Raw genomic sequence first — 20,903 nt, 5'->3', positions numbered from 1 at the left:
GCTTACTGATCTCGAGTCTGGATGCTGCCGCGTTCAACGCGCAGATCCATATCGTCCATCAGCGAGGACGGGCTGGAGGTGTTGCGATACACCTCAAGACGGCTCGGCTGGATTCGCGGCGGATAATAATTATCCGTGCGATCCGCGTCTGCGGTCTCAAGATGCGGGTCCAGCTCCACGGAAACGACTTGTTTGTCTGTGATGTAGCGCCAGATCGCGGCTTCAGGGTTGAAACGCCAGATTTCAGCCGGAATACGCACTTCGTCCGTCGTTCCGTCCGCGAAGCTGAACTCCAGGATGACCGGCATCACGACACCGCCCTGGTTTTCCAGATTCACGAAGTAGACATAGCCGTCAAAATCAAGCGCAGCTGCTTCATGCTCGGGCAGATCACCATCACGCAAGCTTTCATAAGCTTCACGCTGGCGGTTGGTGACGATATGCGGATCATTGGCCGAGTAGAAGTCTTGGATTTCAGGGTTCTCGTCTTCGTAGAAGGCTAGGCCCTCTTCGATATTGTTCTGCAAGGTCGTGGAGTTTGAGGTCTCCGCATCCCGCTGACGAGCAAGCGCATTCTCGATCTCGGGGTCTTCAGTGTTCACCGTGCCTTCTGTGACGCTGGTGATGGCGATGTCCACATGGTCGGTGGAGTAAAACCAGCCCCGCCAGAACCAATCAAGGTCGATGCCTGAGCTCTCTTCCATGGTGCGGAAGAAGTCATACGGCGTCGGACGCTTGAAGCGCCACCGCTCGGCGTATTCGCGGAAGGCCCGATCAAAGAGCTCGCGCCCCATTACGGTTTCCCGCAGCACGACCAGGGCCGTGGCCGGCTTGCCATAGGCGTTATTGCCAAACTGCGGGATGGAATCAGACTGGGTCATGATCGGCACCTGATTGGTGGAGACCATGTAATTGGCGATCAGGTCGGGATCACCGCGACGCACCGGATAGTCTTCTGACCAGCGACGCTCGGCCTGGAATTGCAAGAAGGTGTTCAGGCCTTCATCCATCCAGGTCCATTGACGCTCATCGGAATTCACCACCATCGGGAAATAGATATGGCCGATCTCGTGGATGATCACCCCGATCAGGCCATGCTTGGCGCGGCGTGAATAAGTCAGCTCGCCATCATCGCCGATCACCGGGCGGCCATAGCTCGCGCCGTTAAACGTGATCATCGGGTATTCCATGCCGCCTTGGGGTCCCGAAATCGACTGTGCGGTCGGGTACGGATAGGGGAAGGAGAACTCGTTATAGACGTCGATCGTGTGCTCGATAGCGCGGGTCGAATAGGTCGACCAGAGCGGCTCGGCCTCATTGGGATAAAAGCTCATCGCCATCACGCGGTCCGGCGCTTGCCCGCCGCCATCCTGTTCGACGCCGACGGCGTCCCAGATGAATTTGCGCGAGGTCGCCCAGGCGAAGTCACGGACATTCTCAGCCGAGAATTCCCAGGTCGTGGTGGAGCGGGTGCCGCGGCGTTCATTGGCGCGGGCCTCGTCAGGGGTGATGATGAAGACCGGCTCGTCAGATGTCGCAGCCTCTTCCAGTCGCTCGCGCTGGGCGTCGGTCAGGACGGCGTCCGCGTTCTGGAGCTCGCCGGTCGCAGCGACCACGAAATCCTGCGGCACAGTGATGGCGACGTCATAGTCACCAAATTCCAGCGTGAACTCGCCGCGGCCCAAAAAGGCTTTATTGTGCCAGCCTTCATAATCTGAGAAGGCGGCCGCGCGCGGGAACCATTGCGCCATCTGATAGATGCAGTCGCCGCCCTCGCCGTCTTCGTCAAAGCATTCCCAGCCTGACCGTCCGCCGATCACGGCGGTCTCGATCAGGACGTGGTCCCAATCGATCGTGAAAGTGACGGAGTCACCCGTTTCCAGCGTTTCGGGCAGATCAATTCGCATCAGCGTATCGACCACTGTGAAGTCGAGCGCCTGACCGCCCTCAAGCGTGACGCCATTCACGTTGAAGCCAAGCCCGTCTGCATCCAGACGCCGGGCGCGATTGAGCGTCCGCGCAGACACGCCGTCGACGCTCGCCGCGGCTCCGGTGCGCGAATTGGCGCGGGAGGCGCCGCCGACCGTTTCCGTCATGACGGCGATGGAGTCCGGACGGAAGCGGTTCTGATCCATCAGGAACCACAGATAGTCCAGCGTATCCGGGGCGTTATTGGTGTAGGTGACCGTGGCGGAGCCGGTCAGCACGCGCGAGTTCTCATCGAACGCCACGTCGATGTCATAATCGACTTGCTGCTGCCAGTAATCCGGCCCCGGCGCGCCCGTGGCGCGGCGTTCGCGGTTGGGTGAAGGCCAGTCCTCATCCTCAAGCTGGCGGAAGGCGTCGCGCCAGTTATTGGTGGTCTGACGGATAGGATCAGCAAAGCTGGGCGCACTGATCACCAGTGCTGCGCCAGCCGCCAAGGCGACTTTAAACAAGGACATGAGCGCTCCCCCGATTGAAGCAAGTCTGCGGTTCTATGCCCGCTTACGAACAAAAAAATCCCGGCCAACCTACAAGGTCGACCGGGATTGTAACAGGGTAACGCTGTACTTAATTCATTACACGGCATCCATGTTGGGCGTCGGTTTCGTGCGTGAGAACAAGGCGATCGTCCACGCGCCCAAGCCGATACAGAACACGATCATGCTGATCAGCCAGCCCAGGAACGGGATCACAGACAATAAGCCCAGCACCAGTAGCGCGACCAGCAAGGAGCCCGCCCGCAAACCAAAGCCCGCCGGCTCGCCCGTCCGGTTCATGATCAGATCGCCGACAACAACGCCGCCGAACACGTAAGACAGGAACAGGACGATCGGCAGCGCGAAGATCAGCAGGAAAGCCAACGGAATACCGATCACTGTGGCCAGCAACAACACGAACAATGTGATGGTCAGGATCGGCAGCACAGCCAGAACCACCAATCCCAGCAGACCGGAAACCCAGGGTTTGCGACGGAACGCACTGGCGATGCTCGCCACACCTTTGGGACTCGCCAGGGACACCAGAAGGCCCAGCAGAAAGGCGCTCGCCGTAAACACACCGCCAATCGCCCACGGGCTCGGCGCGAAACCAAGATCATCAATCCCGATATTGACGTTCGGTCCATCAAAGTCGGTCTCGTCATCAAAATCGTACACCTGGTAATCCAGTTCACCGATTTGCGCTCCCTCCGCCACTTGCGGCGGCTTGGGGGCCCGCACGGTGATCGGTCCTGTAATCACAGCGCTGCTTTCGATGACGACGTCACGCGCACGAATATCCAGGGGACCCTCAATTGTGCCGGAAATCACGACGTCACGCGCATGAATTTCGACAGCCTGGCCCAAACGTCCTTCCATGTAGAGCTCGCGTGCGCCGATCTCGGTTTCACCAGAAACAACGGCGTCCGGCGTCAGAATGACAGTTGACCCTGCGAGAGAGGCATTGCCCGCGACTGTCCCGTTCAGCGTCAAGTCAGCGCCCGCTGCGTCCAGATCGTCAAACAGCTCGGCGCCAACGCGGATATCCGCCCCCGCCAGCCCGACTTCGCCCTGGATTGAGCCGTCCAACTCGATATCCGCGGCGACGATCTGCACTTCGCCCTCCACGGTCACATTCATGCGAACATCAGCGGCGAACACCGTGAGATCGCCCCCGATACGGCCCTCGCCCACCACATCGGCCGCCAGCACCAGAACATCATCATTTTCATCAAGCGAGAGGTTGAGATCTCCGCCGATATACTGCCCCGCCTGGGCTGCGCCGCTCGCCGCGCCACACAGGAACCCGGCGACCAGTAGGGAATGCAATTGTCTTTTCAGAGACTTGATCATCAAACCTCTCCTTTTACGAGTTGCGTTCGCAACGCTGGCCATTGCGGGCCGTGAAAGTGATGTCGGCAGCCTGAGCGCCATCGCGCAGTTCAGGCGGCGCATCCGCCATGATGGTCAGCGGGCCAGTCACCTGCCCTCGCACAACCACGCGGCGCGCACAGATCGAACCGCCGACCGAGCGGCCGTTCAGTTCAACCAGACCATCTTCGGGATCCAGACGTCCGCGTCCGGGATCCACATTCAGAACCATTGGGGCGTTCAGATCGCCATTGAGCCAGACCGAGCGGGCGCTGAGGTCGAGACGACCGTCAATGACTCCATCATGTTCAAAATCAGCCACATTGGCGCGAACATCGCCCTGGACATGGCTGTGGCGGTCCAATTCCAGATCCGCGGCGGACACTTCCAGGTCATGGAAAACGCCCGACAGACGGGCATCTGCGACCTGGGCGAACAGGCGTCCGTCAAGACGACCGTCAAAGTCCAGATCCGCCGCCCGGATCTCAGCGCTCTCGCCAATACTGCCGCGCCAGCTCACATCCGACGCGGTGAGCGTCACCGGCCCATCCACATCGCCAGTGAAGGCGATGTCGGCCGCCGTGACCGTCAAGGCGCCGGCGTGAAAATCACGCGCCACGAAATCGGCTGCGCTGACCCGCAGCCGTCCCGAGACTTCACCAGACACGCGCACATCGGCGCCCGCCAGTCGAAAATCACCAGGCTCATCCAGAACCGCCGTAAAATCCCCGCCTCTGAGGCTCGTATCATTGCTTGAGGCGTAAGCCGGCGTTCCAATCGTTACATCTATGCAGCCGGTCAACGCCAGAACGCTGGCGACGGCTGTCGTGAGAAGGAGACGTGTCATTTCGGGTTCCCCGATATTTCTTATATGACCAACCTTATCGAAACTCGATATCATATCGAAACTCGATAAGGAAGCGAAATTTTTCGAAAAACGATAAATATTTTCATATCTCGGGCCGAAACGGGCTCAAATCAACAATAAGGCGGCCCGCATCACGGACCGCCTTTCCAACATGAAATCAGGATGTAATGGGCGCACGCTCGCCCTCGCAGCTTCGTCAGTTTAGTCGGGTCGAAGCGTGTCGAGGATTTGTGCGTCCACCCAAAAAATATCGACATCAGGCAGACCGTCGCCGTCCGCGGGCCGAATCATCCTGTGAAAGAAGAGATACTGTCCATCCGGGGTGACGCTCGCAGAGGCTTCCCAGGCGGGTGTATTGATCGCCTCGCCCAGATTGATCGCCGGGCCCCATTCACCATTAGCCTGCCGGAAACTGACATAGATATCCGAGCCGCCAAATCCGCTCGGCCTGCGGCCATCCCATAAAATATAAGACTCATCGGGTGCGATGAACGGATGAGCGTTGAAGGTTCCGGTATTGATCGTCGCGCTGAAAGGCTTGGGGGCTTCTCGAACGCCATCCACCAGCCGCGAATATCTCAGCACACCGTCCCCGTCTGCAGAGCCGATCTCATCAAACACATAGGTTCCAGCGGACGACGCCGTCAGACGCATGATTTGAAAGGTATCGAACGGTGGACCCAGCGAATAAATCTCTGACCATCCCGTATCGGAGCGCTCCATATACCGCCTGCCCAGATGCAGCGTGGCTCCATCAGGGGCAATAAAGGGCTGACCGACCCGAGGCGACAGCACCGTCTCGCGCCAGCCTTCCTCTTTATAGTCGAAAACGACGAAGTCTTGTGCAGCGCCCTCACCCCTGCCCCGGATGAAATAGAACGCGTCCATCTCCGGCGAGAACACGCCGCCATATTCATAGCCCGGAGACGAGACCAGTCCGGGAGCGAAAGGTTCGGGTGTCAGACCAGGCGGTTGTTGTCCCAGATAGGGTATGGGGTTGAGAGATTGCGCAAAGGCTGAGCCGGCTTGCACGGATGCGCCAGCCCCCAGCACAAATAAACCCGATAAAAGGCCTGTCCATACGCGCTTCATGCCCCGCCCTCGCAGTGTTTTCATCTTCGTGAGATTTAACCGGCGATGGGTTGGCGGATCGAGTGAACTCTATGTGAGGTTACAGACGTCATGAAAAAGGGCAGTCAGATGACTGACCGCCCCTCAACTGTCTCAGCTATCGCTGTCAGAGCGAATCGCAACGCGCTCCATTGCGCGGTTCGAACTCGACCATTTCAGGCGCAATGCCCGCCGGCAGATCGGGGGTCGTATCCGCACGAACATGCAACACGCCGCCCAGGCTGGCGCCCCGCTCAAAGATGACCTCATGGGCGCAGACTTCCCCGCCAACCGCCAGATGGCCTTCGATTACGAGCCGTGATTGATCCTGGCGCTCCCGACCCAGGAAATTACGTTCACGGCCTTGCCCGGCGAAGCGAACCGGAGCGGCGTGATCCCCCTCAAGCGTTAACGCGCCCGCGTTCGCTGTCAGTTCACCAGCGTATCGCCCCTGCAATCTTGCATTGCCCGCGTTCAATGCAACCGGCCCCAGATAGACCCCCTCAAGCTGCGCAGACCCGGCGTTGATTTCACTGGCGCCGGCGATCTGGCCGTCCACTTCGACGCTTGCGCCGTTCGCTTCCAGGTCGCCGCCAATATCAGCGCGAACATCCACCGATGCGCCATTCATTTCGACCCATCCGCCCACGCGGCCTTCCAGCGTAACCGCAGCGCCGTTCATCGCCACATTGCCATTGGTGTCGACCGTGCGGCGGCCCGCAAGACCATCAAATGTGGTGGTGGGGCCGTCAGACGCCTGTACGCAGCCGGCCAGCATCACTGATCCCAAGAGGGCGCTCAAACTCATCCGTACCATGTCTGCTCTCCCAGAGTTGAAGATCGCCCCGTATGGGGAGACTTGCAGGGGAGATGCAGGCTGAACCCGATCTGGATGCAGAGCGAGTGAAGTTTTAGCTGTTCAGCGTGCGTCCATAAGCGTCGAGCACGCTTTCCTTCATCATCTCGCTCAGCGTGGGATGCGGGAAAACGGTGTGCATCAGCTCCTCTTCGGTGGTCTCAAGTCCCATAGCGACCACGAAACCCTGGATCAGCTCGGTCACTTCCGCGCCCACCATATGCGCGCCCAGGAGCTCGCCGGTGTTTTTATCGAAAATAGTTTTCACCAGTCCATTGTCTTCACCGAGCGCGATGGCCTTGCCATTGGCGGCAAAGTTGAAACGGCCGACCCGAATGTCGTGACCCGCCTCTTTCGCCTTTGCTTCAGTCAGCCCCACCGACGCCACTTGCGGGTTGCAATAGGTGCAACCAGGCACCTTGAGCGGCTCCATGGGATGGACGTTCTCAAGGCCGGCGATTTTCTCCACGCAAATGACGCCTTCATGCTCGGCCTTGTGCGCCAGCATGGGCGGGCCGGCCACATCACCAATGGCGTAAAGCCCATCCACATTGGTGCGGCCATAGCCGTCAATCACCACGCAGCCGCGCTCGGTCTTCACGCCCAGCTCTTCCAGGCCGAGATTTTCGATATTGCCCTGAACGCCCACCGCCGAGATCAGTCGATCCGCCTTCACCTCCTGGGTCTTGCCGTCAGACGTCTCTACATGGGCGGTCACAGCGTCCTTGTGCTTGTCGACTTTCGTAACCTTCGCGCCGGTGATGATCTTCAGCCCGCGCTTTTCCAGCGCCTTGCGGGCGATCTTTGAGATTTCAACGTCCTCCACCGGCATGATCCGGTCCATCAGTTCGATGACGGTCACATCCACGCCCATGGAGAGATAAAAGCTGGCGAATTCGATGCCGATCGCGCCCGAGCCCATAACCACAAGGGACTTTGGCAGCTTTTTCGGCTTCATCGCCTCAAAATACGTCCAGATCAATTCTCCATCCGGCTCAATGCCCGGCAGCGCCCGTGGGCGAGCGCCTGTGGCGATCAGGATGTGTTTGGCGGTGTAGCTCCCCTCGCCCAGCGTATTTTTGGGCTGGGGGTGTTGGGGTTCGACGGCGGGCTTTGAGGGTTTGGAGACCTTGATTTCGCCGGGCTTGGTCAGCTTCGCCTCGCCCCAGATCACGCTGATCTTGTTTTTCTTCATCAGCATGCCGACACCGCCATTGAGACGCGCCGAGACCTTGCGGGACCGGTCCACAACCGCGTCGACATCAGGTTTCATCTCGCCCTCCAGCACCAGGCCATAGGATTTGGCGTGATTGGCGTGATCGAGGATTTCCGCCGAGCGCAGCAAGGCTTTCGTCGGAATACAGCCCCAGTTCAGACAGATGCCGCCCAGATGCTCGCGCTCGACAATGGCTGTCTTCAGGCCCAGTTGCGCGGCCCGGATCGCGGCCACATAACCGCCGGGCCCGGAACCGACCACGATGACATCAAAGCTGTTTTCCGACATGGGGCTCTCCGGGAACTATGAAGGACGCATCGCCTGATCGAGCGCGCAGCTCGGGGCGGGCGATTGGTCGTTGAAAAAGGCGTCGAGGCTCTGCTGCACACACGTTTGTGCAAAGAACCACACTGCATGAGGTGCATTTTCGACGATGACGAAATCCACATCGCCGCCCGCCTCACGCATGTCCGCGACATGCCGCTCGGCGCCTGCCAGCGGGGTTTTGGGATCAAGATCGCCCTGCAGCACCAAAATAGGCGGCAAGTTGCCATACGGCGCGTCAAAATAAGCGTCGCGCTCATAAAGCGGCATCTGGGTGAAGGTCTGAACCGTAGTCAGGCTTGAGGTAAAGCCCAGTCCGGCTTCCTCTCGCGCCACCTCCTCGGCCGTCATGTCCGGACGACGATTGGTCTCGGACTCGCCAATCAGGCCCGCGAGCGTGATCGAAAAGGCGGTGTCAGGATAAGACTGCACGGCGGCGAACAGATCAAAGGCGGGCGTGACCTCAGTCTCAAAGAAGGCCGGCAAATTCTCTGGGGTTTCAATCGCCAGGACCAGCGCGTCAAAGATCAGGGCGCGGCTTTGCGGCGTATCGAGCATCATGCCGAGCGCATGCTTGAGATTGCCGCCAGGCACATATTCTTGAAGGTCAGGCCGCTCGCCAGCATCGATCTCGGCGATCAGCTGGTTGAACGCGGCGTCGACCCCGCCTTCAAACCGGGCGTCACAGACAGGATCCGTTGCGCAGCGCGCAATCAATTCGCGCCCCACAGCATCATAAGTGTGAGATCGGTGACTGAGGTCATGCTCGGCGTCATCCAGCGCCGGAACAAGAGAATCCAGAACCAGCCCGTCCACAGCGACCGTGCGCAGCTGGCTAAACCGCATGGCCAGACCTGTGCCATAAGATACGCCATAGACATACCGGCGACCTTCGCCGCCAAGCTGACCGATCAGATAATCAAGATCATGGGCGGCGTTGGTCATTGAAAAAGCGATGGTTCGATCTGCCTGTTCCCAGATCTCACCAAAACACGGGCCGAACTCCTCACCAGAAAGCGCTGTTCCCGCCGGACTGTCTGGCGTCTCGCCCGCGCACAGACGCGTGGACTGCCCCGTCCCGCGATGGTCTGGAATGAAGATGTCATAGCCGGGGAACGCCGTCCGGAAATCCGCGATCTCGGTGTAATAGCTCTGCCCGGTTTCGCCCGGCCCGCCCGCCAGCATCCAGATCTCGCCCACGCGATCACCTTGGGCTGGTAATTTGCGCACGAACAGATCAACACGGCCAGCGTCCGGCATTTCAGGGTGAAGCGGCGCTTGGATGATCGCGCACAAGCTGCCCGACAGCTCAGCGAAATCGCCAGCATCTTGGCAACGCTCAAACGCGAGCTCTTCGCCGGTTGGTGCGGGTCTGGGGGCGGACGTCGTCGCGCAGCCCGCAGCAAACAGCGCAACAGAGCCGGCAAAGCAGAGTGTGGACAAGCGCATGATCTTCAATCCTTTGGAGTTTCGCCTCTCATAAGGATGCAGGTGCGCCCACGATTGGTTGCAGCCAATGGCGAGCGCGACACAGCGCTTACATCAGCATGGTCATCGGATCTTCGATGAAGCCCTTGAAGGCGGACAACCATCGCGCGCCATTGGCGCCGTCAACGACACGGTGATCACAGGTCAGGGTGACCGTCATCACCGTCGCTTTCGCCAGCGCGCCATCTGTGATCACCGGACGCTCCTCGCCCGCGCCCACGCTCAAGATCATGCCCTGGGGCGGATTGATGATCGAAGAGAAGGAGGCGATGCCAAACATTCCCAGATTGGACAGGGAGAAGGTGCCGCCCTGATATTCCTCAGGCTTGAGCTTGCGGTCCCGTGCGCGGGCGGCGAGGTCTTTCATCTCAGCGGAGATCTGCGCCAGCCCCTTCTGATCCGCATCCTTGATGATGGGCGTGATCAGACCGCCCTCGATCGCCACGGCGACAGAGACATCTGCGTGCTTGTGCAGAGCGATCCGGCCATCCTCGATCCAGCTGGCGTTCGCTTGCGGGACTTTCTTGAGCGCCAGACCTGACGCCTTGATCAGGATGTCATTGACCGACACCTTCACGCCCTCAGGCGTCTTGGCGTTGATGTCCTTGCGGAATTTCAGCAGCGCATCGAGACGGCAATCCACATTGAGCGGGAAGTGTGGAATATCGCGGAAGCTCTCGGACAAACGCTTGGCCGAGATCTTGGTGATATTATCGGCTTTCTTGATCTCATAGCGGTCCGCGCTGATGCCGTATTGCGCCAGCGGCTCATGCTCGTCGACCGGCTTGGAGGGCTGAGATTTCGGCGCCTCAGACTTCGCCGCGGCCTTATCTTCGGCCTTGCCGACGCCCGTCTCCTTGGCCTCTTCGATATCGCGTTTGACGATCCGGCCTTTCGGGCCTGAGCCGTCGAGCGCTTTGAGATCAAGACCCGCGTCCTTCGCCATGCGGCGCGCCAATGGCGACGCCTTGATGCGCTCGCCTTCGTAAGAACCAGAGGCCGGAGCTTCGGATTTCGACTGGGAAGCGGCTTCCGACTTGCTCTCGGAGGCCGTGTCTTCGCTCTTGGGCTTGTCATCAGACGCCTTGGAGTCTGTATCGTCAGACGTCCCGCCCTCGGCCCCCTTGGGCGTGTAGCCGTCCAGCGCGCTCTTGTCCTCGCCGTCTTCGAGCAGCAGGCCGATGGGCGCGTTCACCTTCACGCCTTCCGAGCCTTCTTCGACAAGGATTTTGCCCATCACGCCTTCATCGACGGCTTCGACTTCCATCGTCGCCTTGTCGGTTTCGATCTCGGCGATCACATCACCGGAGCTGACGGTATCGCCTTCTTTCACCGTCCATTTGGACAGTGTGCCCTCTTCCATGGTGGGCGACAGGGCAGGCATCAGGATTTCGATGGGCATCAAAGGGCTCCGTCAAGCAGAACCGCCCGGCCGCGCGTTCGAGCGCAACGTGGAGCGGGCGAAAAAGGTCAAGAAGAACAGCGCGATGTAGACAACCACAAGCGCGCCATTCATCGAATTCTGGATCAGCTCGTCAACGCCTGTCAGGGCATTGTCCAAAGCCGCCTGCCCGGTGGGCGAAAGGCCGACCGTCTGATCGAGCTCGATCAGGGTCTGGACAAAGCCGTCATGAATGCGTTGCGAGCCGTAGGCGACACGCCCGAGAAAGGCGAGCACCAGAGTGAGAAAGAAAAACGAGAAGAGCCGCAGACCGAACCCGGCATGGCGCAGGAAGACCCACACCGCCACCACATAGGCCGACACAACCGTGAAGAAGACCTGGACCCCGTTCAGGAGGATGTCCTGGTACTCCACCATCTGTTCGATGACATCGGCCTCGGTCATGCGGCGTCTCCTAGTCCGCGTAACACACCTGCTTGGCGGCCTTGATGATGTCCTCCACGCCCGGGAGCGACAAGGCTTCAAGGTTCGCGGCATAGGGCAGCGGAACGTCTTTCTGGAAGACCCGGGTCGGCGGGGCGTCGAGATAATCAAAGGCGTCCAGCGTCACCCGCGCAGCGATTTCCGCGCCGACACCATGCTGGCCCCAGCCCTCCTCTGCGCAGACGATACGGTTGGTTTTCTTGACGGACTGGATGATCGTATCGGTGTCGAGCGGACGCAGGGTGCGAAGATCGATCACTTCCGCCTCGATCCCCTCTTCAGACAGCTTTTCAGCGGCCTTGAGGGCAAAGCCCACCATGCGTGAATGCGCGGTGATGGTGACGTCAGAGCCTTCACGGCGGATCTTCGCCTTGCCGATGGGCAGCACGAAATCATCCATGTCAGGGATTTCAAACGTCTCGCCATACATCAGCTCGTGTTCCAGGAACACGACCGGGTTCGGATCGCGGATCGCGGCTTTCAGAAGCCCTTTGGCGTCCGCCGCATCATAGGGTGCAATCACTTTCAGGCCCGGCACATGGGCGTACCAGCTTGAATAATCCTGGCTGTGCTGGGCGCCGACGCGCGACGCCGCGCCGTTCGGGCCGCGGAACACCATGGGGCAGCCCATCTGGCCGCCGGACATGTAGAGGGTCTTCGCGGCCGAGTTGATGATGTGGTCAATCGCCTGCATGGCGAAATTGAATGTCATGAACTCGACGATGGGCTTGAGACCGCCAAACGCCGCACCGACACCCAGGCCCGCAAAGCCGTGCTCGGTGATCGGCGTGTCGACAACGCGCTGATCTCCAAACTCTTCGAGCAATTCGCGAGTCACCTTGTAAGCGCCCTGATACTGGGCGACTTCCTCGCCCATCACGAACACGGTCTCATCCGCCCGCATTTCCTCCGCCATCGCGTCGCGCAGGGCGTCGCGAATGGTGATCTCCTTCATCTTCGTCCCTTCGGGAATGTCAGGATCGGAGAGGATCTGGCCTTGAGGTTTTTTCGGAGCGTCGGCCTTGTCATCAGATTGGGACTGAGATTTGGCCTCGCCTTTGGTGTCTGACGATTGTTCATCCGCGTCAGCTTTGGCGCTTTCGCTGTCGTCATCCGCTTCAGGGTCATATCCCTCAAGCGCGCTATCGTCCTCGCCCTCTTCCAGAAGGATCGCGATGGGCGCGTTCACCTGAACGCCTTCGGTTCCTTCATCCACGAGGAGTTTGCCGACCTTGCCCTCTTCGACGGCTTCGACTTCCATCGTCGCCTTGTCGGTTTCGATCTCGGCGATCACATCGCCGGAATTCACCTGATCGCCGGGTTTGACGGTCCATTTCGCCAGCGTGCCTTCTTCCATAGTGGGAGACAGGGCGGGCATGAGCACTTTGATTGGCATGTGTCTTAACCCTCGATCAGAACGTCGGTGTAGAGCTCGGACGGATCGGGCTCAGGGCTGTCTTTGGCGAAGTCGGCGGATTTGTTGACGATCGCCTTCACCTCTTTGTCCATCTCCTTGAGCGCGTCCTCGTCGGCATAGCCTTTGTCGAGGATGATCTTGCGCGCCAGATCGATGGGATCCTTGTGGTCACGGATGTCGTTGACCTCGTCGCGGGTGCGGTATTTCGCGGGGTCGGACATGGAGTGGCCCCGATAGCGATAGGTCTTCATCTCCAGGATGAACGGACCCTTGCCGGAGCGCGCATGCTCCACAGCGCGGCTGGCGGCGTCATAGACGGCGGTCACGTCCATGCCGTCCACTTCTTCACCGGGAATGCCGAAGCTCGCGCCGCGCTTATAGAGATGCTGCTCAGAGCTGGCGCGGGCCACAGACGTGCCCATGGCGTACTGGTTGTTCTCGATGATGTAGACCACCGGAAGATCCCAGAGCTTGGCCATGTTGAAGCTCTCATAGACCTGGCCCTGATTGGCGGCGCCGTCGCCAAAATAGGTGGCGCAGACCTTGCCGTTCTTATTGTACTTGTCAGAGAAGGCGAGCCCGGTGCCGATGGAGACCTGAGCGCCGACAATGCCATGACCGCCGAAGAACTGCTTGTCGCGGGAGAACATGTGCATGCTCCCGCCCTTGCCCTTGGAATACCCGCCTTCACGACCGGTCAGCTCGGCCATCACCCCGTTGGGGTCCATGCCGGTAGCGAGCATGTGGGCGTGATCGCGATAGCCTGTGATCACCTGGTCGCCCTCTTCCAGCGCGCCCTGCACGCCGACCACGACCGCTTCCTGGCCGATATAGAGGTGACAGAATCCCGCAATCAGGCCCATGCCGTAGAGCTGGCCGGCCTTCTCCTCAAAGCGGCGCATCAGCAGCATGTCTTTGTACCAGCTCATCAACTGGTCTTGAGAGACTTCGGATTTTTTAGAGCGCGCGGAGGAGGACTTGTTCGCAGCGCTGGTCGAGCGTTTCGTCGCCATATATTTTACATGCGAACCAATGGGTTCGCACTCCCTGTTGACGTCACTCCAGCCTTTAACAGGGATGATGAGATCACGTAAAGCACGCAAATTATGTTGCGCGTGCGAACAATTAACCGTGATCGGAGGAATTAGCCGCCAAATTCAGGCTGAGCGCCCCGATCAATCTGAACGACAATTTCGTCTGGGTGGGCGAAACGCAGCACGGCGCGCGCGCGTTCTTCAAGATAATCCACATCCACAGACCCATCAGGGCCCTCCGCCTTCAGGCGTGCGACGCGATCTTCCATGTGCTGACGGGTTTCACGTACGTCAGACAGCTCGGCTTCAGCGGCCGAAATCTGCGCCTTGATGCGCAAATGATTGAGATAACCCTGCTCGCCATGGAGCGCGTGATAGCTGAGATAGCCAATCACCAAAGCCAACCCAATCAAGGGGATGAAGCGCTTCAGCACCTTCATCATAACCCATCCATCCACCGCCCGCCTTTTGCGGATCGTTCTGAGAAGACGATAGGCAATCTCAGTAAAGGAAGGGTTATGGCGAATCAGAAATCAGGTGATTCGTCTGGTTGTAAAGCTATTCAGAATAAAAAACGGCCCGGGCGAACCCGAGCCGTTTCCACATCATGGTGTGTGCGCTCGAGCGCTTAGCTGGCGGCGATCGCCGTGCGGCCGGCATAAATCGCCGCATCGCCCAGTTCAGCTTCAATACGCAGCAGCTGGTTGTATTTCGCCGTACGGTCCGAACGCGCCAGTGAACCGGTCTTGATCTGACCGCAGTTCAGCGCGACAGCCAGGTCGGCGATGGTGGTGTCTTCGGTTTCGCCCGAGCGGTGGCTCATCACCGCGCCATAGCCTGACCGCAGGGCCATTTCGACTGCGTCCATGGTTTCAGACAGCGTGCCGATCTGATTGACCTTCACAAGCAGCGCATTGGCAGCGCCCACTTCAATGCCGTGCGCCAGACGCTCAGGGTTGGTGACGAACAGGTCATCGCCCACCAGCTGTACATCGCCGTCCAGCATGGAGGTGACGGCCCTCCAGCCTTCCCAGTCGTCTTCAGCCATGCCGTCCTCGATAGAGATGATCGGATAGGCCGAAGCCAGCTCTTTGAGGTATTCGGCGAACTCGTCCGACGTGCAGGTGCGCCCCGCCCCTTCCATGACGTATTTGCCGTCCTTGAAGAACTCGGTGGAGGCCACATCAAGCGCCAGGGTCACGTCAGAGCCCGGCTCATAACCTGCGGTCTCGATCGCCTTCATGATGGTATCAAGGCACGCTTCCGCGCTTTTGAGGTCTGGCGCAAAGCCGCCCTCATCGCCCACATTGGTGTTCAGCCCGTCGGCTTTGAGCTGGGATTTGAGGGCATGGAAGATTTCCGCCCCGCAGCGCAGGGCTTCCGAGAAGGTCGCAAGCCCGGTCGGCATGATCATGAATTCCTGAAAATCGACCGGGTTGTCGGCATGGGCGCCGCCATTGAGGATGTTCATCATCGGCGCAGGCAAAACACGCGCATTGGCGCCGCCCACATAGCGATAAAGCGGCAGGCCCGACGCTTCAGCCGCCGCCTTAGCGGTGGCCAGAGACACGCCCAGAAGCGCGTTGGCGCCCAGACGCTCCTTGTTCTCGGTTCCGTCGAGGCCGATCAGAAGCTCGTCGATCAGGCGCTGCTCGCGTGCATCGATGCCGGCGATGGCTTCAAAGATCTCGGTCTCGACCGCGGTGACGGCCTGCAGGACGCCCTTGCCCTTATAACGGTCTCCGCCATCGCGCTTTTCCACGGCTTCGTGCGCGCCGGTGGAAGCGCCTGACGGAACAGCCGCGCGCCCCATGGAGCCGTCTTCCAGGAAGACATCCACTTCCACAGTCGGGTTGCCCCGGCTGTCGAGAATTTCACGGGCGGCGATATCGACAATGGCGGTCATGGCGCGGATGTCCTTCAAATAGGATCAAGCCGCGCATCCCTGCCCGGCTCGTGAACGTTTCATGCGCGCTTCATAACCGAGGCGCGTAAACGCGAAAAGCCCTGCACCGGATATGGTGCAGGGCTTTTTCTGTCAGACTGCGCGCCGCACGTGCGGCGCGGTGTCCGGCTTAGTCGTCCTGGCCATCCAGAACCTGACGACCGCGGTACATGCCGGTCTTCAGGTCGATATGGTGCGGACGGCGCAGTTCGCCGGAATCCTTGTCCTCGATGTACGCCGTCGTGCCGATGGCGTCGTGCGCGCGACGCATGCCGCGCTTGGACTTGGTGACTTTATGCTTAGGGACCGCCATCGGTCTCTCCTTAAGTTCTCAAACGCGAATAACTCGGGATCGCATCAAAGCGGACTTTGTGCGAGTGAGCCGCGGGCTATACCGGTTTGCAGGCTGATGTGCAACAGGGCTGTTACACCAGACGGCTATGATCCTTGGCCGCCGCCACGAAGCTCGCGAACAGCGGATGCGGGTCAAACGGACGCGATTTGTATTCCGGATGGTATTGCACGCCGATGAACCACGGATGGTCGGCATACTCCACGATCTCGGGCAGAACCCCGTCCGGCGACAGGCCGGAAAACACCAGACCGGCTTCTTCAAGCTGCTCTTTATAGGCGATGTTCACCTCATAGCGGTGACGGTGACGCTCATGGATCGCGGCCTGGCCGTAAATCTCGCGCACCTTGGAGCCGTCTTTGAGAGAGGCCGGGAACGCGCCTAGACGCATAGTTCCGCCCAAATCCCCGTCCACATGGCGACGCACGGTCTCGTTATCCTTGACCCATTCGGTCAAAAGGCCGACCAGCGGCACTTTCGGATCGCCAAACTCTGAACTGCTGGCGCCCTCAAGACCGGCCAGGTTGCGGGCCGCCTCGATCACCGCCATCTGCATGCCAAAGCAAATGCCGAAATACGGGATCTTGCGCTCGCGGGCGAACTTCGCCGCGGCGATCTTGCCTTCCGCGCCGCGCTCGCCAAAGCCGCCGGGCACCAGAATGGCGTGCACGTCTTCCAGCTCGACAAGGTTTTCGTCTTCCTCGAACTGGCTGGCGTCCAGCCATTTGACCTTCACTTTCACGCCATTGGCGATGCCGCCATGATTCAGCGCTTCCAGCAGCGATTTATAGGCGTCCACCAATACGGTGTACTTGCCCACAACCGCGATCGTGACTTCACCGTCGGGATTGTTCACGGCTTCGGAAATGCCGTTCCAGACCGTCAGGTCCGGCTCTGGCGCATCACCGAGGCCAAAGCGTTCGAGCACGACCCGGTCAAAGCCCTGATCATGATATTCCAACGGCACATGGTAGAGCGACGATGCGTCACGACCTTCGATAACGGCGTTTTCAGGCACGTTGCAGAACAGCGCGATCTTGCGCTTGTCGCTCGGATCAATCGGGATTTCGCACCGGCACAGCAAGATGTCGGGTTGAATGCCGATCGAGCGCAGCTCTTTCACGGAGTGCTGGGTGGGCTTGGTCTTCATCTCGCCCGCCGCCTTGATGAAGGGCAGCAAGGTGACGTGGATGAAAATGGCGTTGTCCCGGCCCAGTTCCTGACCGAGCTGACGGATCGCTTCAAAGAAGGGCAAGCCTTCGATATCGCCCACCGTGCCGCCGATTTCGCACAGCACGAAATCCACGTCGCCCGCATCGGACAGGACGAAATTCTTGATGGCGTCGGTGACGTGCGGAATCACCTGCACGGTTGCGCCCAGATAATCGCCGCGACGCTCGCGCTCGATGATCTCGGAATAGATCCGGCCCGTGGTGATGTTGTCGCTCTGATGGGCGGATACGCCGGTGAAGCGCTCATAATGGCCCAGATCGAGGTCTGTCTCGGCGCCATCGTCAGTGACATAGACTTCGCCGTGTTGATAGGGCGACATCGTGCCCGGATCCACGTTGAGATACGGGTCGAGCTTACGCAGACGGACTTTATACCCGCGCGCTTGCAAAAGCGCGCCGAGTGCGGCGGAAGCGAGGCCTTTACCAAGGGAGGAGACCACGCCGCCGGTTATGAATATGTATCGCGGCATGGGCGGACTGCTTAGCGCAGAATCGCGGCGGACAAAAGCGTCTGTTCTGATACTCGCCGTGGAAATCGCGGTTAAGCGCTGCTGAAAGCCTGAAAGAAGAAGCTCAGCCACAATCCGGCAAGCGCTGAAAAGTTTATGGCGAACACAAATCCACGCAAAAGGACAGCGTCTGACAGGGCCTGAACGCCTGTGTGCAACACACGCCCAAACACGAAAACCCATGCCAGCCAGAGTTGGCCTTGGACAGGATCACCGGCCAGGACCAGCGCCAAAATGAGCATGTGGAAAAACGGCGGCGCTTCAAACTGGTTACACAGATTGGCCGCCACCCTCGCCCCGCGACCGGCATCGCCGCCTGGACGCGCGAAGTCGGCGTACCGGTTGCGCTGCTTCAGGACCGAGAGCGCACGTTCAACACTCAGCCACACATACAGAAAGGCCGTCAGCGCCAAATGGGCGGCTGACGGCCATAAGAGTTCTGTAGGTTCTATCAGCGCGGTTTGAAACGCACCGAACACGCCCCTTACCGGTTCGGCAATTCGGCCGGCTCATCTTCGGCCGGCGGGTCTTGCGCCGGGACGTCTTCAACAGGCTCAGACTCGGTCGGGATCGTCGCCTCAGGCGCATCGATCGCTTCGGCGTCGAGACCCTGAAGATCGCCGAACGGAAGATCGGAACTGGTTTCGCTCTGGCCCACGCGATCCAGCACCGACCCCGTGCTGGTGGTGACGCCGGACATAATCGCCAGCAGAATCGAATTGCCGATGAACAGCGCGCCCAGGATCATGGTGATCCGGGTCAGGAGGTTGGCGGCGCCGCGGCCGCTCATCATGCCGCTCGGGCCGCCGCCGCCAATGCCAAGCGCACCGCCCTCAGAGCGTTGCATCAAGATCACCCCGGTCAGTGCAGCGGCGATAAGAACGTGAATGATCAGAAGGACAGCAGTCATTGCGCGGCGTTTCCGAATAAACAGAGTTTCGTCCGCGCGAGGGCCGCGACGGACTAGTTGGCCGCGCGTTTTAGCTCAGCTGGAGGCGGAGCGCCACCTTCCACCTGTATCTTCCGCGCCGAAGCCATCGCCATACGCTTTTGAAGCGCCTCAGCCGCCTTCGCCATTTCGTCCTGTGAGCGCTCCATGCCGTCATCGCCGGCATAGGCCACATAGGCGGCCATGGAGAGTTCCTTGGCCAAAGACAGATTCGCGAGACTGAGCCCTGCTTGCTCTTGCAGCTCCAGCGAGATGTCGACGAGTGCTTTTGCAACCCGCGATGCTTCGCTGGACCGGAATTTCGCCATGCGGGCGCGCAATTCACGCGCGCTGTTCTCAAATTCCTTGAGATCGATGGCGGGCTGACGGCCTGCTTTCATTTCGCGCATGCCCGCTTCGGCGCCCACAATGATCCGCATGCACAGACGGCGCAGACGCTCGCCTTCAACGGTGCGCTGGGCCTCGTCGATCCAGGCGTGCGCCCGCTGAAGCGCCTCGATGTCATTGGTGACCACCGCCTTGAGCACGTTGGGCGCCTCGATAGGCTTGGCTGAGCCTGCGCCGCGGTCCTTATCCTTGCGCCGGTCTGGCCCGATATAATCGCTGGTCACAATAAACGGCTTGCGCGCCCGGACCAGCGTCCGCACACGGTCTTCAACAAAGCTGTTTGACAATGGCCGGATCAAGAGATCGTCCGCGCCGCAGCCAATGGCGCTGCGCACGAGATCCGCATCACGTCGCCAGGATGTCAGCAGCAAGGCCACAAAGGGGTTGTTAGACACTTCGCCCGAGCGGATGGAGCGGACAAGACGAAACACTTCTGCTTCGTGATCCGCCGTTTCCGCGATGATCAGGTGTGGGGCGTCGTCCTGAACGATACGGCGCAGTTCCGCCAGCGTATTGAGCTGAAAGATGTCGCGAAAACCAATCTCATGCAGTGAATACCGCGTGGTGCGCTGGTTCACAGACACCGGATCATAGAGCGCGACGCTCGCCCGGCTGTAATCGATATCGCTCATTCACCACCCCGCCTGTTTTTCAGGCCATGTCATTATTCAGGGATGGACGTTACCCAGAAACTCTGAAGATCGCCTTACCGGGCCGATTGGATGATTCGGGCGAAGTCTTGAGGCTTCAAACTGGCGCCGCCAACAAGTCCGCCATCAATACAAGGCTGATTGAGTAGAGAGTCTGCATTGCCGGGATTCATCGAGCCGCCGTAAACAACGCGCAGCGCATCCCTATCATCTCCGGGCCAGGCCGCCCGGATGGCGGCGTGCATAGCTTGCGCATCCTCAGGCGTTGCGGTGCGCCCAGTTCCTATCGCCCAGACAGGTTCGTAGGCGATGACGATCTTGTCCGCCGCACAGCGTGGCAGGCTGGCCAGAAGCTGGGTGACCACAACAGATTCCGCCTCGCCCGATTCACGCTCCTCCAATGTCTCGCCCACACACAGGATCGGAGTCAGGCCGACCTCGAGCGCAGCCTGGGCTTTCGCCTTCACGACTTCATTGGTCTCCCTGTGATCCGTCCGGCGTTCACTATGGCCGACAATCACATGAGTACACCCCAGGTCCGCCAGCATGGCGGCGCTGACATCACCTGTGTGCGCGCCCGAGGCTTGGGGTGCGCAATCTTGCGCGCCCAGCTGGAGCCAGTCGGGCTTATGCGATGACATCAGGGGTAAAAGCGTCACTGGCGGGCAGAGCAGCACATCGCAGCGCGGTTCGGCGTCCAGAGCGTCAGACAGCGCGCTCGGGAAGTCGCGATCCTTAACCAGACCGTTCATCTTCCAATTGCCCGCCACTAGCTTGCGCCGCATCATCGCCATCCCCGATTTTTGTCTTGTTTATGTCCAACGCCTCTGTGGATCAGACGCGGCGCG

General features: G+C 59.9%; 19 protein-coding genes. All 19 read right to left on the bottom strand.

Annotated elements, in window-relative coordinates; translation table 11 throughout:
• Positions 1–2: 2 nt before the first annotated feature.
• Positions 3–2,444 carry a M1 family metallopeptidase gene (locus ACP154_RS11985; RefSeq protein ID WP_421858886.1) on the bottom strand — a complete coding sequence of 814 codons (2,442 nt, stop codon included), beginning with the start codon at positions 2,442–2,444 and terminating at the stop codon, positions 3–5.
• 117 nt (positions 2,445–2,561) lie between these two features.
• Positions 2,562–3,815 carry a hypothetical protein gene (locus ACP154_RS11980; RefSeq protein WP_421858889.1) on the bottom strand — a complete coding sequence of 418 codons (1,254 nt, stop codon included), beginning with the start codon at positions 3,813–3,815 and terminating at the stop codon, positions 2,562–2,564.
• A 13-nt stretch (positions 3,816–3,828) separates the two neighbouring features.
• Entirely contained in the window at positions 3,829–4,680 is an 852-nt protein-coding gene (locus ACP154_RS11975; RefSeq protein WP_107713175.1) for a hypothetical protein, read from the bottom strand.
• Positions 4,681–4,902: 222 nt separating this feature from the next.
• A complete protein-coding gene (locus ACP154_RS11970; protein WP_421858892.1) occupies positions 4,903–5,793 on the bottom strand; it encodes a hypothetical protein in 891 nt (296 codons plus the stop codon).
• Positions 5,794–5,938: 145 nt separating this feature from the next.
• Positions 5,939–6,628 carry a hypothetical protein gene (locus tag ACP154_RS11965; protein ID WP_421858894.1) on the bottom strand — a complete coding sequence of 230 codons (690 nt, stop codon included), beginning with the start codon at positions 6,626–6,628 and terminating at the stop codon, positions 5,939–5,941.
• A 94-nt stretch (positions 6,629–6,722) separates the two neighbouring features.
• Complete coding sequence (lpdA, locus tag ACP154_RS11960) at positions 6,723–8,171, bottom strand: dihydrolipoyl dehydrogenase (protein ID WP_421858897.1); 1,449 nt, start codon at positions 8,169–8,171, stop codon at positions 6,723–6,725.
• Positions 8,172–8,186: 15 nt separating this feature from the next.
• The gene (locus ACP154_RS11955) at positions 8,187–9,656 is read right to left on the bottom strand and encodes an alpha/beta hydrolase (RefSeq protein WP_421858900.1); all 1,470 of its coding nucleotides are present in this window, start codon (positions 9,654–9,656) and stop codon (positions 8,187–8,189) included.
• 88 nt (positions 9,657–9,744) lie between these two features.
• On the bottom strand, positions 9,745–11,097 hold the full coding sequence (locus ACP154_RS11950; protein ID WP_421858903.1) for a pyruvate dehydrogenase complex dihydrolipoamide acetyltransferase: 1,353 nt from the start codon (positions 11,095–11,097) through the stop codon (positions 9,745–9,747).
• 12 nt (positions 11,098–11,109) lie between these two features.
• Positions 11,110–11,541: a hypothetical protein gene (locus ACP154_RS11945; protein WP_107713169.1), complete on the bottom strand. Its 432-nt coding sequence runs from the start codon at positions 11,539–11,541 to the stop codon at positions 11,110–11,112.
• Between the two features lie 10 nt (positions 11,542–11,551).
• Positions 11,552–12,976 (bottom strand): pyruvate dehydrogenase complex E1 component subunit beta, encoded by a 1,425-nt coding sequence (locus tag ACP154_RS11940; RefSeq protein WP_421858906.1) that lies wholly within the window; start codon positions 12,974–12,976, stop codon positions 11,552–11,554.
• A gap of 5 nt (positions 12,977–12,981) precedes the next feature.
• A complete protein-coding gene (gene pdhA, locus ACP154_RS11935) occupies positions 12,982–14,010 on the bottom strand; it encodes a pyruvate dehydrogenase (acetyl-transferring) E1 component subunit alpha (protein ID WP_421858909.1) in 1,029 nt (342 codons plus the stop codon).
• Positions 14,011–14,141: 131 nt separating this feature from the next.
• The gene (locus tag ACP154_RS11930) at positions 14,142–14,471 is read right to left on the bottom strand and encodes an FtsB family cell division protein (RefSeq protein WP_421858912.1); all 330 of its coding nucleotides are present in this window, start codon (positions 14,469–14,471) and stop codon (positions 14,142–14,144) included.
• 188 nt (positions 14,472–14,659) lie between these two features.
• Positions 14,660–15,937, bottom strand: a complete 1,278-nt coding sequence (eno, locus tag ACP154_RS11925; RefSeq protein WP_421858915.1) for a phosphopyruvate hydratase — start codon at positions 15,935–15,937, stop codon at positions 14,660–14,662.
• 169 nt (positions 15,938–16,106) lie between these two features.
• The gene (rpmF, locus tag ACP154_RS11920) at positions 16,107–16,289 is read right to left on the bottom strand and encodes a 50S ribosomal protein L32 (RefSeq protein WP_022699538.1); all 183 of its coding nucleotides are present in this window, start codon (positions 16,287–16,289) and stop codon (positions 16,107–16,109) included.
• A gap of 112 nt (positions 16,290–16,401) precedes the next feature.
• Positions 16,402–18,030, bottom strand: a complete 1,629-nt coding sequence (locus ACP154_RS11915) for a CTP synthase (RefSeq protein ID WP_133723221.1) — start codon at positions 18,028–18,030, stop codon at positions 16,402–16,404.
• Between the two features lie 71 nt (positions 18,031–18,101).
• Positions 18,102–18,548 carry an MAPEG family protein gene (locus ACP154_RS11910; protein ID WP_421858918.1) on the bottom strand — a complete coding sequence of 149 codons (447 nt, stop codon included), beginning with the start codon at positions 18,546–18,548 and terminating at the stop codon, positions 18,102–18,104.
• Between the two features lie 5 nt (positions 18,549–18,553).
• Positions 18,554–18,979 carry a preprotein translocase subunit SecG gene (secG, locus tag ACP154_RS11905; RefSeq protein ID WP_107713163.1) on the bottom strand — a complete coding sequence of 142 codons (426 nt, stop codon included), beginning with the start codon at positions 18,977–18,979 and terminating at the stop codon, positions 18,554–18,556.
• A 53-nt stretch (positions 18,980–19,032) separates the two neighbouring features.
• Positions 19,033–20,037, bottom strand: a complete 1,005-nt coding sequence (locus tag ACP154_RS11900) for a response regulator receiver protein (RefSeq protein WP_107713162.1) — start codon at positions 20,035–20,037, stop codon at positions 19,033–19,035.
• Positions 20,038–20,111: 74 nt separating this feature from the next.
• On the bottom strand, positions 20,112–20,849 hold the full coding sequence (gene tpiA, locus ACP154_RS11895) for a triose-phosphate isomerase (RefSeq protein WP_421858921.1): 738 nt from the start codon (positions 20,847–20,849) through the stop codon (positions 20,112–20,114).
• Positions 20,850–20,903: the final 54 nt, after the last annotated feature.

This window comes from Oceanicaulis sp. (assembly GCF_965249665.1).
GTDB lineage: Bacteria > Pseudomonadota > Alphaproteobacteria > Caulobacterales > Maricaulaceae > Oceanicaulis.
The sequence above is the reverse complement of the archived record's forward strand: the minus strand, read 5'-3'. Positions and strand labels throughout refer to the sequence as shown.